General features: G+C 39.9%; 24 protein-coding genes. 9 read left to right on the top strand and 15 right to left on the bottom strand.

Translation table 11 applies throughout. The features are described 5' to 3' along the window. Positions 1 to 77: 77 nt before the first annotated feature. Positions 78 to 500, top strand: coding sequence for a nucleoside-diphosphate kinase (locus CLW00_RS04170; RefSeq protein WP_106132400.1), 423 nt, complete (start codon positions 78 to 80; stop codon positions 498 to 500). A gap of 134 nt (positions 501 to 634) precedes the next feature. Here CLW00_RS04170 and CLW00_RS04165 read toward each other — a convergent pair whose 3' ends face one another. Then, complete coding sequence (locus CLW00_RS04165) at positions 635 to 2,308, bottom strand: amidase (RefSeq protein ID WP_106132669.1); 1,674 nt, start codon at positions 2,306 to 2,308, stop codon at positions 635 to 637. A 67-nt stretch (positions 2,309 to 2,375) separates the two neighbouring features. Between CLW00_RS04165 and CLW00_RS04160 the strand changes: the two genes are divergently transcribed. Together CLW00_RS04160 and CLW00_RS04155 are read left to right on the top strand one after the other, a co-directional pair. Further along, the gene (locus tag CLW00_RS04160; RefSeq protein WP_106132399.1) at positions 2,376 to 2,822 is read left to right on the top strand and encodes a hypothetical protein; all 447 of its coding nucleotides are present in this window, start codon (positions 2,376 to 2,378) and stop codon (positions 2,820 to 2,822) included. Between the two features lie 77 nt (positions 2,823 to 2,899). Then, positions 2,900 to 3,868 (top strand): sugar phosphate isomerase/epimerase family protein, encoded by a 969-nt coding sequence (locus CLW00_RS04155; RefSeq protein WP_106132398.1) that lies wholly within the window; start codon positions 2,900 to 2,902, stop codon positions 3,866 to 3,868. A gap of 6 nt (positions 3,869 to 3,874) precedes the next feature. Here the strand turns inward: CLW00_RS04155 and CLW00_RS04150 are convergent, their stop codons facing one another. From CLW00_RS04150 to CLW00_RS04140, 3 genes are all read right to left on the bottom strand, one after another. Beyond that, a complete protein-coding gene (locus CLW00_RS04150) occupies positions 3,875 to 4,195 on the bottom strand; it encodes a hypothetical protein (RefSeq protein WP_106132397.1) in 321 nt (106 codons plus the stop codon). A 20-nt stretch (positions 4,196 to 4,215) separates the two neighbouring features. Continuing rightward, positions 4,216 to 5,616 carry a class II fumarate hydratase gene (gene fumC, locus CLW00_RS04145; RefSeq protein WP_106132396.1) on the bottom strand — a complete coding sequence of 467 codons (1,401 nt, stop codon included), beginning with the start codon at positions 5,614 to 5,616 and terminating at the stop codon, positions 4,216 to 4,218. Positions 5,617 to 5,787: 171 nt separating this feature from the next. Next, complete coding sequence (locus CLW00_RS04140; protein ID WP_106132395.1) at positions 5,788 to 6,258, bottom strand: hypothetical protein; 471 nt, start codon at positions 6,256 to 6,258, stop codon at positions 5,788 to 5,790. 56 nt (positions 6,259 to 6,314) lie between these two features. On the opposite strand from CLW00_RS04140, the gene CLW00_RS04135 reads away from it, so the two are divergent. Beyond that, positions 6,315 to 6,764, top strand: coding sequence for a DUF2867 domain-containing protein (locus CLW00_RS04135; RefSeq protein ID WP_106132394.1), 450 nt, complete (start codon positions 6,315 to 6,317; stop codon positions 6,762 to 6,764). 3 nt (positions 6,765 to 6,767) lie between these two features. Here CLW00_RS04135 and CLW00_RS04130 read toward each other — a convergent pair whose 3' ends face one another. Beyond that, positions 6,768 to 7,148 (bottom strand): RidA family protein, encoded by a 381-nt coding sequence (locus tag CLW00_RS04130; protein ID WP_106132393.1) that lies wholly within the window; start codon positions 7,146 to 7,148, stop codon positions 6,768 to 6,770. Between the two features lie 153 nt (positions 7,149 to 7,301). Between CLW00_RS04130 and kynU the strand changes: the two genes are divergently transcribed. Beyond that, complete coding sequence (kynU, locus tag CLW00_RS04125) at positions 7,302 to 8,588, top strand: kynureninase (RefSeq protein WP_106132392.1); 1,287 nt, start codon at positions 7,302 to 7,304, stop codon at positions 8,586 to 8,588. Between the two features lie 25 nt (positions 8,589 to 8,613). After that, complete coding sequence (locus CLW00_RS04120; protein WP_106132668.1) at positions 8,614 to 9,969, top strand: FAD-dependent oxidoreductase; 1,356 nt, start codon at positions 8,614 to 8,616, stop codon at positions 9,967 to 9,969. A gap of 75 nt (positions 9,970 to 10,044) precedes the next feature. Here the strand turns inward: CLW00_RS04120 and CLW00_RS04115 are convergent, their stop codons facing one another. From CLW00_RS04115 to CLW00_RS04105, 3 genes are all read right to left on the bottom strand, one after another. Further along, on the bottom strand, positions 10,045 to 10,668 hold the full coding sequence (locus tag CLW00_RS04115) for a thioredoxin family protein (RefSeq protein ID WP_106132391.1): 624 nt from the start codon (positions 10,666 to 10,668) through the stop codon (positions 10,045 to 10,047). 7 nt (positions 10,669 to 10,675) lie between these two features. After that, entirely contained in the window at positions 10,676 to 11,155 is a 480-nt protein-coding gene (locus CLW00_RS04110; RefSeq protein ID WP_106132390.1) for a TlpA family protein disulfide reductase, read from the bottom strand. A gap of 705 nt (positions 11,156 to 11,860) precedes the next feature. Next, the gene (locus CLW00_RS04105; protein WP_106132389.1) at positions 11,861 to 12,772 is read right to left on the bottom strand and encodes a M20/M25/M40 family metallo-hydrolase; all 912 of its coding nucleotides are present in this window, start codon (positions 12,770 to 12,772) and stop codon (positions 11,861 to 11,863) included. Positions 12,773 to 12,845: 73 nt separating this feature from the next. Here CLW00_RS04105 and CLW00_RS04100 point away from each other — a divergent pair, with 73 nt between their 5' ends. Further along, positions 12,846 to 13,847, top strand: a complete 1,002-nt coding sequence (locus CLW00_RS04100; RefSeq protein ID WP_106132388.1) for an NTPase — start codon at positions 12,846 to 12,848, stop codon at positions 13,845 to 13,847. Positions 13,848 to 13,918: 71 nt separating this feature from the next. Here CLW00_RS04100 and CLW00_RS04095 read toward each other — a convergent pair whose 3' ends face one another. The 4 genes from CLW00_RS04095 to CLW00_RS04080 form a co-directional block, all read right to left on the bottom strand. Next, positions 13,919 to 14,176, bottom strand: a complete 258-nt coding sequence (locus tag CLW00_RS04095; protein ID WP_106132387.1) for a DUF6952 family protein — start codon at positions 14,174 to 14,176, stop codon at positions 13,919 to 13,921. Next, a complete protein-coding gene (locus tag CLW00_RS04090; protein ID WP_106132386.1) occupies positions 14,157 to 14,471 on the bottom strand; it encodes a thioredoxin family protein in 315 nt (104 codons plus the stop codon). Before CLW00_RS04090 ends, CLW00_RS04095 begins: the two co-directional genes overlap by 20 nt. 74 nt (positions 14,472 to 14,545) lie before the next feature. Then, positions 14,546 to 15,136, bottom strand: coding sequence for an inosine/xanthosine triphosphatase (gene yjjX, locus CLW00_RS04085; protein ID WP_106132385.1), 591 nt, complete (start codon positions 15,134 to 15,136; stop codon positions 14,546 to 14,548). Between the two features lie 330 nt (positions 15,137 to 15,466). Then, positions 15,467 to 16,174 carry a YebC/PmpR family DNA-binding transcriptional regulator gene (locus CLW00_RS04080; protein WP_106132384.1) on the bottom strand — a complete coding sequence of 236 codons (708 nt, stop codon included), beginning with the start codon at positions 16,172 to 16,174 and terminating at the stop codon, positions 15,467 to 15,469. A gap of 148 nt (positions 16,175 to 16,322) precedes the next feature. On the opposite strand from CLW00_RS04080, the gene CLW00_RS04075 reads away from it, so the two are divergent. After that, complete coding sequence (locus CLW00_RS04075; RefSeq protein WP_106132383.1) at positions 16,323 to 17,666, top strand: NAD(P)/FAD-dependent oxidoreductase; 1,344 nt, start codon at positions 16,323 to 16,325, stop codon at positions 17,664 to 17,666. Between the two features lie 3 nt (positions 17,667 to 17,669). Here CLW00_RS04075 and CLW00_RS04070 read toward each other — a convergent pair whose 3' ends face one another. Continuing rightward, positions 17,670 to 18,110 carry a gamma-glutamylcyclotransferase family protein gene (locus tag CLW00_RS04070; RefSeq protein ID WP_106132382.1) on the bottom strand — a complete coding sequence of 147 codons (441 nt, stop codon included), beginning with the start codon at positions 18,108 to 18,110 and terminating at the stop codon, positions 17,670 to 17,672. A gap of 173 nt (positions 18,111 to 18,283) precedes the next feature. Here CLW00_RS04070 and CLW00_RS04065 point away from each other — a divergent pair, with 173 nt between their 5' ends. Further along, entirely contained in the window at positions 18,284 to 18,730 is a 447-nt protein-coding gene (locus CLW00_RS04065) for a Spy/CpxP family protein refolding chaperone (protein WP_106132381.1), read from the top strand. 260 nt (positions 18,731 to 18,990) lie between these two features. Here the strand turns inward: CLW00_RS04065 and CLW00_RS04060 are convergent, their stop codons facing one another. Both CLW00_RS04060 and gltB read right to left on the bottom strand, forming a co-directional pair. After that, positions 18,991 to 20,466, bottom strand: coding sequence for a glutamate synthase subunit beta (locus tag CLW00_RS04060; protein ID WP_106132380.1), 1,476 nt, complete (start codon positions 20,464 to 20,466; stop codon positions 18,991 to 18,993). 1 nt (position 20,467) lies between these two features. Further along, entirely contained in the window at positions 20,468 to 24,958 is a 4,491-nt protein-coding gene (gene gltB / locus CLW00_RS04055) for a glutamate synthase large subunit (protein ID WP_106132379.1), read from the bottom strand. Positions 24,959 to 25,252: the final 294 nt, after the last annotated feature.

The raw sequence follows: 25,252 nt of genomic DNA, 5'->3' as shown, positions 1-25,252 counted from the left end.
TTCATAACCTTTATTCGGAGTTTCGACTAATTAAACTAATTTTGCACCCTGATTTAAAACTAGAAAAATAAAAAACAATGGCAGGAAAAAGAACATTCACCATGATCAAGCCTGATGCTTTTGGAGCAGGCAATTCAGGAGCTATTTTGAAAATGATAGAAGAGGCAGGGTTTAAAATCGTTGCATTGAAAGCTACGCAATTGACAGCAGAGCTGGCGGGTAAATTCTATGAAGTTCATAAGGAAAGACCTTTCTATGCTGACCTTTGTAAATATATGTCTTCCGGACCGATTATCGCTGCTATTCTTGAAAAAGACAATGCAGTGGAAGATTTCAGAAAATTGATAGGAGCTACGGATCCTAGTAAAGCTGAAGATGGTACCATAAGAAAGATATTTGCCAAATCTATAGAAGCCAATGCTGTTCATGGCTCTGATTCTGACGAAAATGCTGCCATCGAAGGAAACTTCTATTTCAGCCAATTTGAAAGGGTATTGTAAAAAATATTCTTTAAACCTAAAAAGTCCCCCACAGCCGAGCTGTGGGGACTTTTTTTATGCAAGAATTCAATTTTTCAAGAGTAGAAAGATTATCAGGTTTCCATGCTTTTTATTTCCTGGCATCAATTGGGATATTATCTATCGAAAAGAGGCGGTCTTTTGCTTTGCCATTCGGTATGGTCTTGGTAAGCTTTACCTAGCATAATCAATTTTTCTTCCTCAAATAAGTTGGCTAGAAATGTAATGGATACCGGTGAGCCATTTTCCAAAAAGCCATTAGGCATGCACAGGGCAGGGTGACCTGTCAGATTGGTGATTTGAAGTTGATTGCCACCATAGCTAGGTGTCACAATTACATCATAATCGGAAAAAAGAGCATGCATTTCTTCAATCAGGATATTCCTGTACCTATTGGCTTGAATGTACTCCACCGCAGGGATAAACCTTGAAGACCTGAAAAGATTTGGCCAAGCCCCTCTGTGCTGTGCTACCAAAAGGTCATCCATATTTTCTCTTGTAAGTTCATCAAAGGCCGCTGCACCTTCCACATATAGTGATATCAGCATGCTGCTTACGTCTACTGACGTTTCAAGCTTTACAGGATGCAGTTCGACTCCCATTTCTTGAAGATCACTCAAAACACGTTTGTCATGTTCAGTTGCCCTTTCGTTTTCAAAAAACTCTTTGAAATAGCCCACTTTCAGTGATTTCCAGTTTTTTTCTGCGCGGTAGTTGAATGCTGCAGGAATTGTACTCTTATCCTTTGCATCATGGCCATTGATGACCGAAAGGACGATGCCATTATCAAGTGCAGATCGTGAGATGGGGCCTATTTTGTCCATACTCCAGCTTAGGGCCATGGCTCCGTCTCTACTTACCCTTCCAAAGGTAGGTCTCAACCCAGTGACACCATTTCGTGTAGAAGGTGATACTATGCTTCCGAGCGTTTCGGTTCCAATAGCAAATGGCACCAATCCTGCGCTGACTGCAGATGCTGATCCGGCGGAGGATCCACTACTGCCTTGTTCTAAATTCCAGGGGTTTTTGGTGACTCCACCATACCATACATCACCCATAGCCAAAGCTCCCAAAGTGAATTTTCCAATCAATACAGCACCTGCATTTTCCAATTTCTCCACTACCGTAGCAGTATGGTTTATTTCCTGATCCTTGTATGGCATGGCTCCCCAGGTAGTCTTGGTGTCTTTTACGGACAGCAGGTCTTTGACACCATATGGAATGCCATGCAAGGGTCCGCGGTAATTTCCGTTTGCCAATTCCTCGTCCATCAACCTTGCTTGGGCTAGTGCTGTGTCTTCCATCAAAGTGATGAGGTTTTCAAGTGTATCAGAATGAGTTTTTATCCTATCAATAAATAGCTTGGTAAGTCTTTCAGCGCTGATTTGCTTGTTTTTGATCAATATTGCAAGATCATGCAAAGGCATAAAAGCAATATCATTGTCTTTTTCAGGAAGGTTGACGGACGCTTTCAAACCCCAGTCTAGTTCAAGCTGATTTTGATCAGGAACATATCCATGTGGTAAAGGATTGAAATAAAGGGCGGGCGAGGTGCTGTTATCCAAGTTTAGCGCCCTCATTCTCTGAAAACCCGAGCGGTGTCCCTCCAGATTGCGCATCATGCTGTCACGTTCTGCAGGTGTGAATTCCAATCCAATCAGGGTTTCTGCAGCGGCAATCATAGAGGGGGTAATCTCATTTGCCTGCTTTCCTGAAATAAACCCCACTATCAAGGCTATAGGTAGGAGTATAATAAGTGTCCATACTGACTTGTTTTTTATTTGCTTCATGTAGATTTGTATTTGGGTGAAAAACATCCGTGATGTAAAAAAGTTAATTTCTACAATATAAACACACATGACTGAAGAGAAAAATAGTGCTTTTCCGATTTTTCCAATGCCCATGAGGGGTTTATTGCTTCTGACAGGGATGTATACCTTTGCCATAGGCGCTTTTTTCAGGTATTTTGGACAGGATTTACTCAAGTGGCTTTCATTGGATCCTGCCTTTACAGCAATCAGCAGTAGCACTGCCTTGGGTACAGTAGGGATGTTGTTGGGTTTTTTGATTTTCTTAAGTGCTTTTTATCCATTGAGTTGGCGCTACTTGATTTTGGCTGGCATCGTAGGGAAAATTGTCCTTGCCCTTTGGTTTGTTTTGATCTTTATGCCAGAATTGGATTGGAACAAAAGAACCATATTCCATTTGGTGTTCAATGAGCTTATTTGGTTAATTCCACTCTCAATTATATTTCTCAGGTCCACACAGGTCAAAAAATATATTGATTCTAGAAAAGAAGAATGATATAATTTATCATTGTGTAAATAGTACGTAAAGTAAATAATCCTTATTTTGTCTGCTCATCATTGAATCAAATTACCATGAATAGAAGAAAGTTTATTCAAAGCAGTGTGTTGCTTACAGCCGCTGCAGGAGTATTGCCTACTTGGGCGAAGAGTATGCATGAAATGCAAAGCGCTGAAAAATATGGTGTAGCCCTATTTACACTTCCAAAATCATTATCAGAGGATTTTGAGGGTACTTTGAAGATGATTTCAGAGATTGGCTACAAGGAATTGGAGTTTTACGGCCCATACGATTATAGTGTACAATCTGCCAAGGATGATTGGAAAAATGTAGCTGGATTCTTAGGTTTTTCGGGCTCAGGATATTTTGGAAAATCGCCCAAAGAACTGAAAACCTTATTGGACACCTATGGCTTAACTGCTCCCTCAATCCATGTTGACTTGCCTACATTGGAACAAAACATGGGCGCTGTAGCTGAAGCTGCGCATATAATTGGACATAAATATGTGGGAATCGCTATGATTCCGGATGCTATGCGTCAGGATTTAGAAGGTTACAAAAAGACTGTGGAGGTTTTTAACAAGGTAGGTGAAAATGCCAAAAAGCATGGTCTTACCTTTTTCTATCATAATCATGGCTATGGTCATCAGCCAAAGGAGGGAACGGTACCTTTCAGTTATATTTTAGAAAATACAGATCCTGAAACAGTAAAAATGCAAATGGATGTTTTTTGGTTTACAGCTGCAGGGGTAGATCCCATTGCGATGTTGGAGAATAATCCAGGCAGGTTTCCGCTATTACACCTCAAAGACATGAGCGAGATGAAAACGTTCCAAGGTGCTGGCGAAACGATGCAGGAATGGATGGAGTTATTTCCTTATTTGGCAGATGCCGGCACAGGTGCATTGCCACTTGAAGAAATCATACAGTCAGCAAAAAATTCAGGAGCCAAACACTTTTTCTTAGAAAAAGACATGACTCCTGAACCTAAATCTGCACTTCAAAACAGCTACAATTTTCTTTCAAATCTTGGGCTGAAATGATTGTTCTTATAAAAGGATGATCAATAGAATAATGATGATGATCAAAGCACCAGTGGAAATGTAAATACCACTTCCACTGTTCTGCTTTGCTTCTTTGTGAAGCGATTTCAATTCACTTTTGATTTCTTTTCTTTCTTCTTTGCTCATTTCAGCGAATTCCATCTGCTTGATTTCGAGCACCCTAGCATCAATCTCCTCCATTCTTTGCGCTTGAGCTTCAGTAAGCTCATTTTCGGATTTAGCAGGTTTATCTTTGGCCATTGTCGCTGTAGTGCCACCTAGGACCATTGCGGTTGCCAGGGAAAGATTCAAAATAGTCTTTTTCATATTTTTCGTTTGTTAAATGATTATTTCAAGCTTCCGGTCATATCTTCGGGTCTAACCCATTCATCAAATTGCTCATTAGTTAACAATCCCAATGCCAAAGCAGCTTCTCTAAGTGAAGTTCCTTCTTTGTGCGCTTTCTTTGCAATGGCGGCGGCATTTTCATAGCCAATATGGGGGTTAAGGGCAGTTACGAGCATCAAAGAGTTTTCCAAATGCCTTTTGATGAATGCAGTATTTGGTTCTATTCCTATAGCACAATTGTCATTGAAGGATACGCAGGCATCACCAATCAACCGTGCTGATTGAAGGAAGTTTGCTATCATCATAGGTTTGAAAACATTCAGTTCAAAGTGACCATTGGAGCCACCTACGGATATTGCCACATCGTTGCCCATCACTTGAGCTGCGACCATGGTTATAGCCTCTACTTGGGTAGGGTTTACTTTGCCAGGCATGATGGAAGAGCCAGGTTCGTTTTCCGGTATCAGAATTTCCCCAATACCAGACCTTGGACCTGAAGAAAGCATTCTGATATCATTGGCTATTTTCATCAGGCTTACAGCTACCTGCTTCAATGCCCCGTGCGATTCCACTATGGCGTCGTGTGCGGCCAAAGCTTCAAACTTATTGGGAGCTGTCACCATAGGTTGACCGGAAAATTCGGCTATTTTTTTGGCTACCAATTCTGCATACCCTTTTGGTGTATTCAATCCGGTACCCACAGCTGTACCTCCTAAAGCAAGTTCGGAAAGATGAGGAAGTGTATTTTTCAAAGCCCTTAGACCATGATCCAATTGAGCTACATAGCCAGAAAACTCCTGACCAAGTGTAAGGGGTGTAGCGTCCATAAAATGGGTTCTGCCTATTTTCACCACTTCCATAAAGGCCTCAGATTTTTGCTTTAGCGTGTCACGTAGTTTTTCCAACCCAGGAATGGTAGTTTCCATAAGCATTTTGTATGCAGCAATGTGCATGGCTGTTGGAAAAGTGTCATTGGAAGATTGTGACTTGTTCACATCATCATTTGGGTGGATTTTCTTTTTTGCATCTTCCAAAGATCCGCCTAAGAGAACATGTGCCCTGTATGCGATCACTTCGTTGGAATTCATGTTTGACTGTGTTCCAGAGCCTGTTTGCCAAATCACCAATGGAAATTGATCGTCATGTTTGCCTTCAATGACTTCTTCACATACTTTGGCGATGATGTCAGCTTTATCCTGTTCAAGCACACCAAGTTCTGCGTTGGCAAGGGCGGCTGATTTTTTGAGTATGGCAAAAGCTCGGATAATCTCTATCGGCATCCTGTTACGCTCACCACCAATTTTAAAATTATTGATAGACCTTTGGGTCTGTGCACCCCAATATTTGTCTGCAGGGACTTCCACGGGGCCCATGGTATCTTTTTCTATTCTTATGCTCATAAAATTATCTGTTGGTTATTTTTCGAGTCCGCTAAAATACTAGCTGATAAGCATAATCCATAACCTATTGGATAGAATATGGTTAAATTAAGGCTTGTGCGTTTTGGAGGGTTTTCTCAAACCTAAGAAAAAATCAGTAAGAGTAAAGAAGCACTTTGTTCTTTTCCACGGCTATTGCAATAACCGGTGAAATATCTGCTGGGAGATTTTTGTTTTTTTCTTAAAATAAGACCACGCAAACAGATAGTTTACCAATCCAATAGCCAAGCTGATCAGCGCATAGAGGGGTTTTTCTGCTGTCAAACCAAAAAAGAAAAAAAGGCCAAGGGTCACCAAGGACCAAAAAACAAGGAAAAAGACTGAACTTGGAAATAGGCGGTACTCTAAGAATAGGATGCTCCCATTTCCCGAATCTTCAATATTCCCTTTGATCAAAGGCAAAAAGGAATCAGCCTTATCAATTACCAAAGAAACCCTAAAGGCATCAGGGGATATGACTCCATTGAATTTGTATCCATCGCTTTTTCTGGCTTCTAAATCTAAAAAATTCACATTTCGGGTTACCTTATCCAAACGTAAAAGAACCTCTTCCTTTTTTAAGGATGAGACCAATATTTCACTTTGGAAAGGGAGAAATGGCATATTTGTCTTTTTTAAGGTCTAAATAATCTAATTTTCAAAGGTATTAAAACACTGTTATGGATAAAGGTGCTTATACTTTCAAAGAAATTTTTTCTTACAGTATAGATAATAAAGCTCGGGTTTGGGAAAAAGTTCTTCACATAGGGGGTGAAAATGGTTGGTACTATGGTACGGTTTTGTGGAAATTAAGAGGTAAAATCGATAAGATTTTTGGTGGCATAGGGTACAGACAAGGCAGAAAAAATCCTGAAGCACTTGAAGTTGGAGACCAAATTGACTTTTGGCGCATCATCAAATTGGATCAAAAATCAAAAATTCTTGCATTGCAGGCAGAAATGAGTCTTCCTGGAAAGGTGTTTATAAAGTGGAGGATATCTGAGTCCAAACTGATCCAAGAAACAAGGTTTTTACCGGAAGGAATCAAAGGAAAGGCCTACTGGTACATGGTCAGGCCTCTCCATTATTGGATTTTTTATAAAATGGGAAAAGAAATTTCAAAGGGCTAATGATTATTTCACTGCAATGCAGGAAATTTCTACATTGACATCCTTTGGCAAACGTGCCACCTCTACAGTTTCTCTTGCAGGGGGATTGTTTTTGAAATATTGCCCATAAGCGTCATTGATCGTAGCAAACTGTCCCATATCCTTGATAAAAATGCTGCATTTTACAACATCATCAAAACCATACCCTGCAGCACGTAAAACCGCTTCAAGATTCTTCATCACAGCATGAGTTTCTTCAGTTATGTTTTCATTGATAAGTTCACCTGTTTCCGCATCAAGGGGAATCTGACCCGAAACATACAAAGTATTGCCTGCTTTGACTGCCTGACTGTATGGGCCTATTGGTGCGGGTGCTTCCTTGGAAAAGATTATTTCTTTTGACATAGTTTAATTTTTTTATGCAAAATAGGCATTAGATAAGCAACCAACCATATCAAAACTGTTTTTTTCAAGTTATAAAGGTGCTAAGTTTGAATAGTGGATAAGTCTAATTATATCTATACAGTTGAAAAAATAACCCAAACCATTCCCATTTGCATGGAAAATACCCAATACCAGTTTTCGGAAGAATTTGCCAAATCAATGGATGCCAAGGATCCTATGGCAAGTTTTAAAAGTGAGTTTTTATTTCCTAAAGTAGATGGCAATGAAGCCATTTATTTTTGTGGTAATTCCTTGGGTTTACAACCTAAAACCGCAAAAGAATACCTTCAAAAAGAATTGGACAACTGGGCCAACTTGGCTGTGGACGGGCATTTTCATGGAGAGGATGCTTGGTATCATATCAGGAAAAAATCAAAACCTGCATTGGCTGCTATTCTAGGGGCAGAGGAACACGAAGTGGTTGCCATGAATAACCTAAGCTCTAACCTTCACTTTTTGATGGTGTCTTTCTATCAGCCGACTGGTCAAAAATCTAAAATCATCACAGAAGCAGGTGCTTTTCCCTCTGACATGTATATGCTGGAGACCCAAGTGAAGTTTCATGGTTTGGATCCAGACCAGACAATTATTGAAATAAGTCCACGTGAGGGTGAACATACCTTAAGGACTGAGGATATTTTGAAAGCCATAGAAACTCATAAAGACGAATTGGCTTTGGTCATGATGGCAGGCTTACAATATTACACTGGCCAAGTATTTGATATGAAAGCCATCACCAAGGCTGCACATGCAGTTGGAGCCCGAGCTGGATTTGACTTGGCGCATGCTGCTGGTAATGTTCCCTTACAACTGCACGATTGGGGCGTAGATTTTGCAACCTGGTGTTCGTATAAATACCTGAACTCAGGTCCGGGCAATGTTTCAGGGATCTATGTCCACGAAAGGTATGCAGAGGCCAAAGAGCTCCCCAGGTTTGCAGGCTGGTGGGGCCATGAGGAAGGTGAAAGGTTCAAAATGGAAAAAGGTTTTGTCCCTATGTACGGTGCTGATGGTTGGCAGCTAGCCAATTCAAATGTACTGGCCCTAGCAGCTCATCAAGCTTCTTTGGATATTTTCGAAAAGGCGGGGATAGATAATTTGCGTAGGAAAAGTGAACTATTGACAGGTTATCTTGAGTTTCTGATCCGACAAATCAGCGGAGAATCAGGGGTTTTGGAAATAATTACACCTAAAAACCCAAAAGAAAGAGGCTGTCAACTATCTTTGCTGATTCATAAAGGAGGTAAAAACGTCTTTGATGAATTCTATAAGCATGGAGTAGTAGGAGACTGGAGACATCCCAATGTGATTAGGCTGGCACCTACACCTCTTTACAATAGTTTTCTGGATGTATACAGATTTGCCAGAATACTTGAACAATCCCTTGAAAAATTTGCTTAAAAACAAGGGTAACAATCTCAAACCTATGAAAAAAAATGAAATCAGCATTTTAGGGTCCGGACTTATCGGGTCTTTGTTGAGTATATATTTGAAAAAAAGAGGCCTCAAAGTAGACATATACGAAAAGAGAGCTGACAATAGAAAAGGGAAGTACCTTGAAGAGGGACGTTCTATTAATATGGCACTCAGCGATAGAGGCTGGAAGGCGCTTGATGATTTAGGTCTTACTGAAAAAGTAAAACCCCTCACCATCCCGATGTATGGGCGGCAAATCCATGATGAGCATGGAAAAACCTCATTTATCCCTTATGGCAAGGAAGGTCAAGCCATTTATTCTATTTCAAGAGGAAGATTCAACCAACTGTTGATGGAAGAAGCAGAAGAAGTTGGAGTGGACATTCACTTTGAACATAAAATTGTGGATGTAAACCTTCGTGATCATACTTTGACAGTTTCAAATCCGGAAGTTGAAAAAGAAACAATTGCATCTGAAGTGATAATAGGATCAGATGGAGCATATTCGGCACTTCGAAATGCCATGTTGAAGCAGGTTCGGTTCGATTACAAACAGGAGTATATCTCGCATGGCTACAAAGAGCTGACTATTCCAGCTACCTCTGAAGGTGAATTTGCATTAGACCCTAACGCACTTCATATCTGGCCAAGAGGTAGTTTTATGCTGATCGCTCTGCCAAATCCTGATAAGTCATTTACCTGTACACTTTTTCTTCCTTTTGAAGGAAAGCGAGTTTGTTTTGAGAATATCAGGGATGACAGAGATTTAGAGGGGGTATTCAAAACTTACTTTGATGATGCCTATCAGATTATGCCTCAGTTAAAGAAAGAGTACTTTGACAATCCTACGTCCGCGCTTATCAATATTGAATGTTTTCCTTGGATGGAGCATAAAGCATTGCTCATTGGGGATGCATCTCATGCGATGGTTCCTTTTTATGGGCAAGGGATGAATTGTGGGTTTGAGGACTGTTATATTCTCGATAAGCTAATCAGCAAATTTGGGACGAATGCATGGGAATTGGTTTTCGCCAAATTCCAGAAAGTCCGTAAACCTGATACTGACGCAATCTGTCAATTGGCTATGGATAATTTTGAAGAAATGAAAAATGTAGTTTCGGATCCAAAATTCCAAATCCGCAAAAAGATAGAGGCTAGGTTGCATGAATTGTATCCATTGGATTGGATTCCACTTTATACGATGGTGACATTTTCTGATATTCCTTACTCGGAAGCATACGCTCAAGGAAAGCTTCAGGCATCCATTATGGACAAAGTGATGGCTGATCCGTTAATTACCCAGAACTGGAATAAATTGGATTATGAAGACATTATCGATCAATTGGATAAAGTAAAAGCTGTTTAATAAAAAAGATAATGGAAGAAGGAAAAGGCCGCTTTATATCAAAGCGGCCTTTTCCTTTTTAAAATTTATTCAAAATCATTCAGCTTTTGTCCATTTGATTGTGCATCCAATGGCTTTTGTTGTTTGATTGGCGACAGGTTGACCTTTCATTACAGCTCCAATCGCATCTTCTACATATCTTTCAGTGACTGCTGAAGCATCTTGATAGTTATTATCAATGGCTCCGATATATTTCACTTTAAAATCGCTTCCCTCTTTCTGCAAAAGGTACACATGTGGGGTTCTGGTACCTCCATAAGCTTTTATTACTTCCTGCGTTTGGTCATAGGCATACGGAAATGTAAAACCTTTCTCTTTAGCCCTTTCCTGCATTTTTTCAAAACTGTCTCCAGGGCTTACTTTAGGGTCATTTGAATTGATTGCAATGACAGGATAACCCTGTGGAGCATATTTGTTGTGCAGGTCAATCATTCTATCTTCATAAGCGACGACGTAAGGACATGTATTGCAACTGAAAATGACAATCGCTCCTTTGGCACCCTCCAAATTATTAAGCGAGACCATGGTCCCTTCTGTAGTTTTAAGGTTAAAATCTTTGGCCTTATCGCCAATTCCAAAACCCTGGCTATCCTGTGCGCTTACCATTGAATGTGCCGCTAAAACAACAAGGCTCAAAAGAAATAAACTAATTTTTTTCATGGCTAAATTATTTAAGTTGTTGGATCATTGATTTCAATTCTTCTTCACTGACTTCGCCTTCATGAAAAGTCCTACTGCCGTCTGGTTTTATAAATAAGGTGGCTGGGATGGCTCCTGACCAAGATGGATCTACTTTGTCAATCCATTTATTATAATCGACGTCGTTGAGTAAATACACAGGCGCGGTTACATTTCTTTTTTCCATAAACGTGGTAACCCTATCCGGCTTTCTACCATCGTCCATGGAGATAAAAATAAGTTCTAAGGACTGGTCTTCAGCTTGTACGTTTTGAAAATATGGCATCTCTTTCACGCAGGGTGCACACCAAGTAGCCCAAAAATTGAAAACCCTAATCTTTTCAGAATTCTGCTGTGTCAACTCTTCGAATTCGGGAAAACTGATGATTTTAAAATTATCTTCAGATCGGTCTGCCCTTAACAGAAATGTGCTTAAGAAAACAAGTAGAGGTAGTATCAATACTTTCATGGTGAATTTCACTTTGCATTTTAAAATTGAATTTTTCCTATTTAGATATAGACGATATGAGTAAAGATAGAGCGCCTAAATTCTTGCCAAATTATTTAAAGGAGAATCGGCAAAACACTATCAAAATATTATTTTAATCATTTGATTTTTTTGGACTATAAAAGTGGTAACGATTAGGGCCAATACTTGTTTGGCCACCTATAAAAAACATCGAAATTGGACCAATTTCCAACATGCAAAAAAGCAAGTCTTTTTTATCCACATTTATCCACACTTATCCACACATCCTTTAGGGAGTGATTTAAAAGTCTGAAAATCAAATTGTTAAATTAATGTTGAAAAACTATGATTTGTGGATATCTAGCTGTAAATGAGTTTTTTATAAGTTCAAAAAAAATTACACGGTGGATAAATTCATAAAACCAAAGATTCTTCTTTTGTAAGCAATCTTGGATAAATCTTATCTTAAACCTTTAATTTCTCAATAAAAATTTTGATCGTTCTGTGATCGAAATTTAGTCCATTACAATACGCTTGTTTACATGTGTTTGGCTCGTATGCTTCAATAGGCCAATTGATAAAAAATGGTATTATTAGAAGCAGAATTGGTATTTAAAACCAATTAAGCAAAAGTTAATTACTGACATAAAAACCAAGGTACTATACCTATATTGGTACTTAGATCCACATCATGCCTTAAGTGTATCAATTTCCCAGTAAGGTTGTATCAAATTCAATTATTGCATTTAAAATGAGTTTTGTAGCATTTACAAAAAACTCAGGATCAATATTCTCAAAGGTATCCGTTTCCTTGTGGTAGTCTTCATGATCATCCACACCAAAATAAATAAAGGGGATATCTTCTCTATGGAATGCAGCATGATCTGAAGAGTAAGTCCAATCCTGCAAATTGCTGTTTGGTTCATCGTGCCCAAACATTAAGGAAATAGATGATGATTTGCCGACCTTCTCCAATGAAGGCTTCAAACTTGGATAATGATAAGTGCCCACAGCCCACAGCTCATTTTGATCACTTCTACTGACCATATCCATATTGATATTTAATACCACTTGATCTATTGGAAAGGGAAAGTCTTTCACTAAAGCCTTCGAACCATGTTGGCCCATTTCTTCAGCATCTAATGCTACAAACATCATAGAATGCTTGGGCCTGTTTTTTGAAAAGTACTCGGCAAATGCCAAAAGGGCTGCAGTCCCTGATGCATTGTCATCCGCTCCATAAAAAATCTTATCATCTTTTTTTCCCAAGTGGTCATAATGCGCAGTGATTACAATTAGTTTTTCTGACTCACTCCCTGGTATAAAACCAAGCACATTGACTGCATCTGTATATTGTTTAATTTCCCTTTTGTTAAAAAAATCAAATTTTTGGCTAAAGTCAGTGTATTGTGAAGTTAGACCTAGGTCCTGAAACCTGTTTTTGATAAAATCTACCGCCAAGGCAGCTCCTTCAGATCCAGTTTTTCTTCCTTCAAGTTCTTCGGAAGCCAAGTATTCAAGATCAAATAGTAGTTTCTGATCGTCTATTTGTTGCGCGAAGCTTGTATTTATTGCCAATGCCAAAAAGAAAATAAAGAATCCCAGAAGTTTTTTCATATTAGTGCGCTAAATTGATCGTTATCTTTAACCATAAAAGTAGCAAGTTTTAATTCTCTGTATCAAGTCAAAAATGAAATATATTTCAGCATGCTGTCTGCTTTTGTTCACAATTTTGAGCGTAAATGGCCAAAGTGCTCTTCCTGAGGGGTTTTTAAGTGGAAAGTCAATCGTCTTGATTTCCAATGCCCCTTCAGCTAGGCCCATATTGGATTGGAAAGAAATTGCCGAAACTATACATACGGGATTACTTGAAGCTGGTGGAGATCCTGTAGCATACTATGAATTGGAAGACCTTACGCTATCTGAGGAAGTTCAGGCTGCATATGCAAACTCCTTTACCAAAAGGCTTATTTCAACTGTAGTTATCCTAACAAGAAAAGCCAATGGAGAATTTATACTTCATATTGCCCCATTTTCTAATTCCAGCAGTATAGTCAGTTCGACTTCCGCGTGGTCTATAAATGGTAAAACCTTGGCAGATCTGAGAGATTCAATTTCCCAATTGGGTCAAAATGTCCAGTCACAAAATTATCTGGTGCTGGAAGTGCCTGAGTACCCTGATGAAGAACCTGGTCAGTCGGGTGCAAATGTCAGTGCGAGAAGATTTATTGCTAGAAATCCACTTAACCTTGACGTGTTTAAGCTCGGCGTGCAGCTTGGTGGTGCTTTGGGTGAAGCCGGAATTTTAAGTGCTTTCAGGTATGACTTGCTTGGCAAGTCAGAACAGGCTATTCTCGCAGAGCAAGAGGCTGAAAAACGGGGACTCGAGGGGATTTTTGATGCGTATTACCAACATGATGTAGCATACCTCAGTACAGCCAAAACTGATGCCGACCTCCTCAAAGATAGGGTACAATTTCTTTTGATCAAGGTAGAAGGAAGGGAAGCGGATCTTATGGAAAGTATGGGACTGGACCCTTCAGCACTTCAAGATCCTACCCGCATTGTAGTCAAGTATTATATACGGTTAATAGTGAGAGATGAGTTGTATCTCGGGCCAGTGTGGGATGCAGATCCAGATTGGAGAAAGGCCCTGAGAGGGTTTTTGGAAAACCTTGAGAGCAAGCCATAAAAAAAGGACCCGAAGGTCCTTTAGTTAAGCTTTTGTTCAATTGGGTGATCAAACAACTTTAAGCCTAATTTTTATTTATCAATTGAGCCAGTTACTCTTTTCATAAAAGCGTTCATGGCTTCTTTTTTATCCATACCACCCTTGATCATGTTGTTGACCTCAAGTGTTCCGTAGAGATTAGAAAGTAACTCCCCCATCACCTCAAGCTCTTCATCTTTCAAAGAAGGAATTTCACTCATATTCTCCAACAGTTCGATGGTCTCATTGACCCAATCTTCATCGTTTTGTTCGATGAAACCCAAAACATGCTTAATTATCGGCAATCTCATTGATAAGGGATTTTAAGGCGTCTTCTTTATTTGTCTGAATTTGGTTGACCAAGTTGCCGGATTTAAAGGCTGCAAAGGTCGGTAAGTTGGTAACTTCCGCCAATTTTCTAGATTCAGGGAATTTCTCAGCATCAGCATAAATAAACTTGATGTTTTCAAAATCTCCTGACAACCTTTTTACTTTTGGCTTCATGATGCGGCAGTTTCCACACCAGGTTGCACCATATTGTACCAATACCAATTCGTTGTCGGCCACTATTTGGTCTAAATTGTCTGACTCTAATTCCTGTAACATATTATTTATTTTTGCTTTTCTAAATGTGAACACAAATGTATAGACTATGTGTTTCAAAAACCAATTGATTATTTCTATAAGGTATCGCTTATATTGTCGTAAAGCGTTTCGTTGACAAAAGGAATTAAGGCTAAGACAACCGCTTGTTGGTAATATTCTTTCCTATCGATCGCTCCTTTTGTCAGGATTCCGACAGCACCGCTTTCCTGTTTGGAGTTTTCTCTGTCAAAGATCTTGTCGTCAGCATCACCCAACTCCATTCCGTCATTTACCAAATTGGCTATAGCTTTAGGAAGGATGAAACTTGCCGTCTTGGCTTTACCTGTTCTACCCTGTCTGTCTATGATAAAGATCCATGCAAAAGCATGCATTTCACCAGCAAAAGTATCGACTCCTCCTTCTATGCCTACCCAAAAATCCGCTTCTGGGAATACATTTTTTGAGTTTTTGGCCCTATTGGTAGCACCAAGCAATGTTTCCTCATCTCCTATCGGTTGCTTAGATATTCCGGCGTCTACATTCAAGCCTTCCACCAAGACTGATGTGTTCATTGCTTGATGGAAACCGCTTTCTGTACAGTTGATTTTCACCGGATTTTTACTTCCAACTATTACCAGTTGCTGCCTTGTTCCTTGTTGTATGTTCTTTCTTTTAGGAAATGCCATTTTTGTAAAATTTTTACTTTTCCTTGGTTTTAGTTCATTTCATTCAAAACATAAACTTGTAATCTTTAAAAATCGCTTACATTTTTTGCTCTGAATATTGATATATATCCGCTTTCATACCAGTAGAATCTATTTAATAGAATTAACCTGGAATTTCGAACCAAGATCAATAAATAACTTGTCCGCCGTGGCGGATTTTTTATCTATTGTTATCAATTTGTTTAAAAACCATCTATTAATTGATTAGTGGCATGATTGCGGATAATCATATATTGATAAGACCAAGGATAAAAATAAAAGGTTGTGGTCTGTCCACAACCTAAGATTATTTTATGCCAAATTTGTAAATACCTGATTTACATCATCATCTTCTTCCATCTTTTCGATGAGCTTGTTGATATCCTCTTCTTGCTCTTCACTCAGTTCTACTGTAGTGGTGGGAAACCATTGGAAATCCGCGTTTACAATTTCAATATTTCTTTCTTCGAGTGCCTTTTGCATTTTCCCAAAGTCTTCAAAAGCAGTGTATACGAAAATTTCTCCTTCATTTTCGTCTATTTCGTCCAGTCCAAAATCAATCAATTCCAGTTCCAGCTCTTCCATATCCAAGTCATTTTGTGCAAACCTGAACACGGCCTTCTTATTGAACATAAAACTAACGGAACCAGAGGTGCCAAGTGAACCGTTGGCCTTGGAAAAATAACTTCTGATGTTGGCAACTGTTCTGTTGATATTATCTGTGGAGGTTTCAATAATCATAGCAACAGCATGCGGTCCATATCCTTCATAGACGATTTCTTCATAGTCTTTTTCATCCTTATTGGAAGCCCTTTTGATGGCTGCTTCTATTCTGTCCTTTGGCATTGAAGCGCCTTTGGCATTCTGAATGATCGTACGAAGTTTAGAGTTGTTGCTAGGGTCAGGTCCACCCGCCTTCACTGCCATTACTATTTCTTTACCCAGCCTTGTGAATACCTTGGACATCTGGCTCCACCGCTTAAATTTTCTTTCTTTACGAAATTCAAATGCTCTTCCCATTACTTTGCTATATTTAAAGGTGGGTAAAAATAAGAAATCTTTTCGGAAGGAGTAGAATCAAAAAACCCCTTCAAATCGTTAGTTTAGTAAATCTTATAAATTATGGAGGGATTTTAGCCATATTTTCCCATCTTAAACTTTGATTTTTATGCTCACTATTCAAGAACTTACCCCGATTCCGAATATCCCAGAATCCAAATTTAAGAGGATAGTCATAGTCGGAGCTGGTTTTGCAGGGATCCAACTTGCACAGAAACTGGCAAAATCAGATTATCAGGTTATTCTTCTTGATAAAAATAATTACCATCAGTTTCAGCCTTTACTCTATCAAGTTGCCACTGCTGCCCTCTCACCAAGTGCAGTTTCTTTTCCTTTAAGAAGGCTTTTTCATAAAACAGAGAATATCGTCTTCCGGATGGCAATCGTGCGTAAGATTGACAAGGAGAAAAAAATCCTGGAAACCAATCTAGGACATTTGAACTATGATATTTTAGTCCTATCCCAGGGAGCAAACACCAATTTTTTTGGAAACAAAAATATCCAAACTCATGCAGCTCCCATGAAGTCCACCTCGGAGGCGCTCTACATCAGGAATAAAATCATTTCAAATTATGAAAGGGCGGTAAATTTAAAAAGTGTTGAAGACCGTCGTCCTATCATGAACGTGGTGATCGTCGGTGGTGGTGCCACAGGTGTGGAATTGGCAGGAGCCATTGCTGAGCTTAGGAATCATGTGTTTCCAAAGGATTATCCGCAATTGAGTTTTGAAAATATGCGTGTAATCCTCATAGAAGCTGGACCAAGCTTGTTGAGTGGACTGTCCGAAGGTTCACGGGCTAAAGCTAAAAGTTATTTAGGAAAATTGGGCGTCGAGGTAATGCTTGGTACCATGGTGGAAGATTATGATGGCTTAGTAGTTAAACTCAAAGACAAAGAGCCTATAGAAACAATCACCTTGCTTTGGGCGGCAGGGATCAAGGCAAATTCTTTATTGGGAATAGATAGTGAACAGGTGGCCAAAAATGGCAGACTCATCGTAGATGAATTCAATCGTTTGATCAATGAAGATTCCATTTATGTAGTTGGAGATCAATGTGAACAAAAAGAAGAAAAATACCCGCATGGACATCCACAAGTTGCGCAAGTGGCGATTCAACAGGCTTCCAATCTAGCTAAAAACCTTAAACTTGACCTACAAAACAAACCATGGAAGCCATTTCAATATAGAGACCTTGGTTCAATGGCCACAGTAGGTAAAAAAATGGCAGTAGTAGATCTTCCATTTATCAGTTTTCAGGGCACTTTTGCATGGCTGGTTTGGCTTTTCGTACACTTGATGGCCATTTTGGGAGTAAAAAACAAGCTGTTGATATTTATCAGCTGGGCATGGAAATACCTGGCATTTGACCCTAGTCTAAGACTTTTGATCCGGCCAAAATATGTCAAACCCAATAAGCGCGAATGGCTATTGGATCAAGATGATCTGGAATAATGTTTATAATTTTCCAGCCCTATTGATAATTTGTGACAAATAGGTATTTGGGATTTGAGCTTCCTTGCCTCCCTTTATTATCACCTTCCAATAATCTTCTTTGGGGAAAATTCCTTGTTTGGATTGTTTGGAAATGAAAACGTATGCCGATAAAGGGCCTTTTTTAGTGAATACTTCCTTTTTCACAAAATCATAACCAGGCTCTGAAGTCAAAAAATAACCCTTGTCTTCATCTGCAATTTCATAAATCACCCCATAAACAGATTCATTGGGGCTTGCTACTACATTTGCTCTTGCGCTGCCATCTGGATTTTCGACATTGAATCTAAATCCAAAATTTGGCAGGATACCGACAGCTACTTTTATTGCTTTTGACTTTAATCTCCCATCCAAGGTAGACGAGTCAAGATTGCTGGCATATCCGAAATAGAAAAACTTCTCCATTTATTCAATTAAGGTTTATTAACATTTTAATTCAAAACTGGATTAAACCCACCTTGCTTATATCGGTCTAATCTACAGATCGCAGCCAAATAGCTTGGATGCTTTTTCCGGGAAAGCAAATGAGTCATGCGACAATTTAATGATCTGAATTTCACAATAAAAATTATAATGAAATGAAAAAGCTATTAATGATTGCCGTAATCTTCTCTTTGACCTTTGCAAGCGCTTTTGCTCAAAGAGATGTAGAAAGAAAAAGTATCAATCCTGAAGAAAGGGCTGAAAGGTCGGCTGATAGACTTGCCGAAAAGTTAGATCTAAGTGAAGAACAAAAAAAGCAGGTTTATGAATTGAACCTTCAAACTGCAGAGGCGAGAAAAGCTAGAATGGAGGCGCGAAGAACCGAGATGGAGCAAAACAGAGAAGCCCATCACGCCAAAATGGAAGCTATTCTTAGCCCAGAACAGAAGGAAAAGTGGAATGAACTCCAGGAATCTAACCGTCGAAGGGGTGGTGAAATGAGGAGAGGTGATGATAACCGAAGAAATCAGTATAGAAAAGGAGGAAACAACAGGGGCGGAAAAGCCTCTTCTCCAAGAGGTTCAGGTGGACGAGGAAGGTAAACGTTTTATAATTTCATAGATAGGTTGGTTAATTATAAGCCCTGATAAGGCGATTAAAAAAAGCAGATCATTGGTCTGCTTTTTTTTGTTAGGGCTATTTCAAATCCTTCATTGTTGTGCATTGGTAAACCTTTGATCGAGTTAGAAAATCAAAAAGAGCAAGTCAAAGACCTGCTCTTTTATTAGTCAGCCAGTATTTGGCTGGTCGAACTAAACTTACTATCACGCTTACTCTTATTTTAGGCTTATTGCTTCTAATTTTAATCGGAAAGGATATCTTCCTCTACTTCATAGTATCCTTCATCCTTTCTAGGCAAAGATGAACTTCCCATCAGGAACTCATCAACTTTTACTGCTGCTTCACGTCCTTCCGATATGGCCCAAACCACAAGTGATTGTCCTCTTCTCATATCACCGGCCAGGAAAACTTTTTTACTTGTACTTTGGTATTCTTTGGATTTTGGAAGTGAGTTTTCCATTAGCTGCACATCAAAAGCCTCTAAAAGACCATTTTTTGCAGGGCCAGTGTAGCCTATAGCCAAAAAGGCCAAATCACAAGGGAGTGTCCTTTTGGAACCGGATACTTCTTCAAACTGCATCTTTCCTCCTTCTTCTTTCCACTCTATATCAACAAGTACCAAACCGGTAACCTCTCCTTTCTCATTGCCCACAAACTCCTTGGTTAGTATAGAGAACACTCTCTCAGCTCCTTCTTCGTGAGAACTTGAAGTTTTGAGAGTCATCGGCCACTCGGGCCAAGGGTTCAGGATGGTCCTTTGCTTTGGAGGCTTGGGCAGTAACTCTAATTGGGTAATGCTCTTTGCTCCATGCCTGTTGGAAGTACCTATACAGTCTGATCCTGTATCTCCACCACCAATGACGATGACATGCTTGCCTTTTGCTGAAATAGGGTTTTCTTCAATTTCCCCGCCGATTACTTGGTTTTGTTTTCCCAAAAAGTCCATTGCAAAATGAACTCCCTTCAAGTCAGAGCCTTTGATGTTCAGTTCTCTAGGCTGTTGTGCTCCAGTAGCTAATACTACTGCATCATAATTCCTGAGTATATTTTCAGCTTTGATGTTAAATCCTACATCGGTACCAGTGCTGAAGATGACACCTTCTTCTGCCATTACTTCTACCCTTCTTTCAATTACCCACTTTTCCAGTTTGAAATCAGGGATACCATAACGCAGAAGACCTCCTACTTTTTCATCCTTTTCAAAAACGGTTACCTCATGGCCTGCCTGATTTAGTTGATCCGCAGCGGCTAAACCAGCTGGTCCTGAACCTATCACAGCTACCTTTTTTCCCGTTCTTGCTTTTGGTGGGTTGGCTTTTACATAGCCTCTTTCGTAGGCTTGTTCGGCAATGTGTTTTTCTATCAATTCTATGGTGACAGGATCTTTGTTGATACCCAAGACACAAGAAGCTTCACATGGAGCGGGACAAATTCGTCCGGTAAATTCCGGAAAATTATTGGTGCTCCTCAATATGTGATATGCTTCTTCCCACTCTTGCCTGTAAACGGCGTCATTAAAATCCGGAATTACATTGCCCAAGGGGCATCCCTGATGACAAAATGGAATACCGCAATCCATGCATCTAGCTGCCTGATTATTGAGTTTTTCTCCATCAAAAGGCTGATAGATTTCTTTGTAATCCTTTATTCTTTCCTCAGTATTTCTGGACTGAGGCAGTTCTCTGCTATATTTTATAAATCCTTCTTTTGCTCCCATTTTAAATCAATGTTGTTGATTTTTCCAATGCTCTTTTTCTCAATACTTCTTTGTAATCCCTTGGGATAACTTTGATGAACTTGTTTTTGTACTCTTCCCAATTATCTAAAAACGACGCAGCTTGTTGACTATTAGTCCAAGTAAGATGCGTGTTTAGCTTGTTTTTGATAGTAACAAAATCATCTTCATTCAAAGGGTCTAGATCAACCATTTCAGGATTGATCTGATCTTGGTATTCCTTAAGAATATATGCTATTCCTCCACTCATACCTGCTGCGAAATTTCTTCCGATCTCTCCAATATTGATCACTAATCCACCAGTCATATATTCACAACCATGGTCACCAATACCTTCTACTACAGTCTCTACACCGGAATTCCGTACGCAAAAACGCTCTCCTCCTTTTCCATTGATATAGGCTTCACCTGAGGTAGCACCATAAAAGGCAACGTTACCAATGATGATGTTTTCGTGCGCAACAAATTTTGAATTTCTGCTTGGATACACGATCAGTTTTCCACCCGAAAGCCCCTTTCCAAAATAATCATTGGACTCACCTTCCAACTCAAACGTTACCCCTTTGGTAAGAAATCCTCCAAAAGACTGACCTGCAGAACCTATAAACTTGTAATGAATCGTATCATCAGGAAGCCCGGGACTGCCGAAAATCTTGGAAATTTCATTGGAAAGCATTGCCCCAACTGTTCTGTCTATGTTCTTAATCTCAAAAGAGCCTTTGACTGGGTTGGCCTGCTCTAATGCAGGTATCGCTTGCTTGATCAGCTTTCTGTCCAATACTTTTTTGAGCTCAAACTCCTGATCAATCTGTTTGAATACACCTACATGGTCAGGTACTTCTACTTTATGGAATACTGGGCTTAAATCTACTTTGTCCCATTTCCAGTGGTTCATATTTCCAGATGCTTTTAGAACATCACTTTGTCCCACCATCTCGTCTATTGTACTAAAGCCTAATGAAGCCATGATTTCTCTCAAGTCTTCCGCCAGGAACTTGAAGTAATTGACAACGTGGTCTGGATCTCCTGTAAAAAGCTTTCTCAATTCAGGGTTTTGCGTGGCGATACCAACAGGACAAGTATTGAGGTGGCACTTTCTCATCATGATACAACCCTCTACTACAAGTGCACCGGTAGAAATACCCCATTCTTCTGCACCGAGTAAGGTAGCTATTGCCAAATCACGGCCGGTTCTAATCTGTCCATCTGTCTGTAAAGTCACTCGGCTCCTCAGGTTATTTTTGACCAAGGTCTGATGGGCTTCTGACAGGCCGAGTTCCCAAGGAAGACCTGCGTGCCTGATAGAGCTCAATGGTGACGCACCTGTACCCCCGTCAGCGCCTGAAATCAAGATGACATCCGATTGCGCTTTGGCAACACCCGCAGCGACTGTACCGACTCCTGCTTGGGAGACGAGTTTTACATTGATCCTGGCTTTTCTATTTGCATTTTTCAGGTCATATATCAGCTGGGCCAAATCCTCAATAGAATAAATATCGTGATGTGGTGGGGGAGATATCAGTCCTACTCCAGGTGTAGAGTGTCGCACCCTTCCTATCCAATCATCCACTTTATGTCCGGGAAGCTGACCTCCTTCTCCTGGCTTGGCACCTTGGGCCATTTTGATCTGAAGTTCTTCCGCGTTACTCAAGTAATTGCTGGTCACTCCAAATCGACCGGATGCAACCTGCTTGATGGCTGATCTTTCCCAGTCTCCATTTTCTTTTTTCTCAAATCGGATTTCATCTTCTCCACCCTCGCCTGAATTGCTTTTGGCACCTATGCGGTTCATGGCAATAGCCAAGGTAGAATGTGCCTCATGCGAAATAGATCCAAAGGACATGGCACCTGTGGCAAATCGCCTCATGATGTCCTCTGCTGGCTCTACTTCCTCAATCGGAATAGAAATCCGCTTCTTAAACTCAAAAAGGCCTCGCAATGTCAAAGCATCTCTACTTTGGTCATTGATCTTTTGAGCGAATTTTTTATACAAATTGTAATCACCTAAGCGAGTGGATTTCTGAAGCAAGTGGATAGTTTCAGGGTTGAAAAGGTGTTTTTCGCCCCTTCTTTTCCATTGATAAACTCCACCGGCCTCCAAAATCGGACTTTCAGTCTTGTAGGCTGCATGGTGCCTTATCAAAACTTCTTCAGCCAGTTCATCGAATGATATACCCGAAATCCTAGATACTGTTCCTTTGAAACACCTGTCTATAACTTCTGGTCCGAGTCCGATTGCTTCGAAAATCTGGGCACCTTGATAAGATTGCAGAGTGGAAATTCCCATTTTAGAAAGCACCTTCAAAAGCCCTTTTCCTATGGCATTTTGATAATTGGTAAATATTTCTTTCTGTTCAAACTTCTTACTGAACACACCCTTTTCGTTTAGACTTGCTAAAGATTCGAGTGCCAAATATGGATTGATCGCTGAGGCACCATACCCAATCACAGTTGCAAAGTGCTGAGTTTCTCTAATATCCCCAGCTTCTACTACTAAGCCAGCCCTCGTCCTGAGTTTCTTTTTGATCAGGTGGTGATGTACTGCTCCAATGGCTATCAAAGAAGGAATCGGAGCTTGGGTTTCGTTACTATTTCTGTCGGAAATAATAATGATGTTTTTTCCGGCATAAATTGCACCTTCGGCTTGCTTGCAAAGTTGTTCCAGTGCTTCCAAAAGCCTTCCAGCTTTATGGTCAGCTTCGAAATGCGCATAAAGGGTAACTGACCTGTATCCCAGTTCCTCCAAATGCTTTAATTTTTCCAAATCCTCGTTTAGAAGTACGGGTTGGCTGATATGAATCTGCCTTGTATGTCGTGGGCTTTCAGCGAGGATGTTGTGGCTTTCTCCAATTCTGGTAAATAAGGACATCACCAATCGCTCTCTGATAGGATCAATCGGTGGATTACTTACTTGTGCAAAAAGCTGTTTGAAGTAATTTGAGATATGTTGACTTTGCTTAGATAACACTGCCAGAGGCGTATCTGCACCCATTGAGCCAATTGGTTCATATCCATTTTCTCCCATTGGAGAAAGGACGACTTTGATTTCTTCGGCTGTATATCCAAAAACGGTCTGTCTCTTTTTGATATCCTCCAGAGAATAGGGGTTTTCTAGAGTTTTAGGGTTTGGCATGAGCCTAAGTTTCAGCCTTTCTTCCTTCACCCATGCATCGTAAGGTTTGTTGTCACAAACCACTGATTTTATATCATCATCGTGGAATATTTTGCCTTTTTGTAAGTCTGCAAGTAGCATCCTTCCAGGGCTGATTCGTCCTTTATCTGTTACAGTTGCCTCTCTAATAGGCAAAGCACCTGCTTCAGAAGACAAAATTAGTCTATCATCACTGGTGACAAAATACCTTAAAGGACGGAGTCCATTCCTGTCCAAAGTAGCACCAAGTGATTTTCCATCGGTGAATAAGAGTGCTGCAGGTCCATCCCATGGTTCCATCAAGGCTGCATGAAATTTATAAAAGGCCTTTCTTTCCTTATTCATGGTCTGATTGTCCTGCCAAGCCTCTGGTACCAGCATCATCATGACATGTGGCAATGACCTTCCGCTGAGGGTCAAAAGCTCCACCATGGCATCTAAATTTGCCGAATCAGAGTTCAACTTGTTGGTAATAGGCATAAGTTTGCCAAGTTCATCGTCACTGAAGTAGATAGACCTCATCAAAGTCTGTTTGGACTTCATTTTATTGAGGTTACCTCTGATGGTATTGATTTCTCCGTTGTGGGAAAGATACCTAAAAGGCTGTGCCAGTCTCCAGTTTGGGAATGTATTGGTAGAAAATCTAGAGTGAACTATTGCAAGACCTGAGGTGATTTTATTGTTTTGGAGGTCTTTATAGAATGGCAAAACCTGATCAGTTCTGAGCTGACCCTTATATATAAGTGTAAATGCTGAAAAGCTCGCAAAATAGAAAGCTGAATTGACACCGGGGATGGTGTTGTTAATGAAATTGGTAGAGTAATTTCGAAGAACGTAAAGCTTCCTCTCTAAGTCAATATCGCTTAGGCCATCCTTGTGGCTCACAAATACCATTTCGATATTTGGCATTACTTCCAAAGCACCTGAGCCAGGCACTGTTTCATCCACAGGTACTGCCCTGTATCCGATCAATTTGAAGCCTAGTTCATCGATGATTTTTTTAAGTTGCTCCTTGGATTTTTTGTACAACTGTTTGTTTCTTGGAAAGAAGGTCATCCCGACTCCATAGCTTCCCTCCTCAGGGAGGTCAAATCCTGACCTTGAAGTCACTTCTTTCAAGAATGTATGAGGTATTTGAATAAGTACGCCGGCACCATCACCTGTCTTGGGATCACTGCCTCGTCCGCCCCTGTGTTCCATGTTGCTCAGCATAAACAATGCATCGCTGATGGTCTCATGGCTTTTTACTCCTTTTACGTTGACAACAGCTCCTATCCCACAGGAATCGTGTTCAAATTCGTCACGATAAAGTCCTTGATTCATGTATGTTTGGTTTATTATAGGTTGATCTAAAATGGATGCAAAATTTACAAAAAAAATTCCTTTTTTTAAAATAGAGGCAACAAAACAAGGTTATGAATGCATACTTTACACAGAAATGGTGTAAAAATTAGATTTAGAGAAATTGTTTAATCAGTTTTAAAAAAGACATAGAACCGCAATAAAGACTTCAATGTTTAAAAATTAGGTTTAATTTTTGACCATTATTTTGGTTTTAGCTAATAAATTACCAAATATCGGTTGGTGCGGATTTTAAGAAAAAAAAATCGAGAAAAT

Origin of the sequence: Mongoliibacter ruber (assembly GCF_003003005.1) — a bacterium.
Lineage (GTDB): Bacteria > Bacteroidota > Bacteroidia > Cytophagales > Cyclobacteriaceae > Mongoliibacter > Mongoliibacter ruber.
Note: the sequence above shows the minus strand (reverse complement) of the source record. Positions and strands in the feature narration are given on the sequence as shown.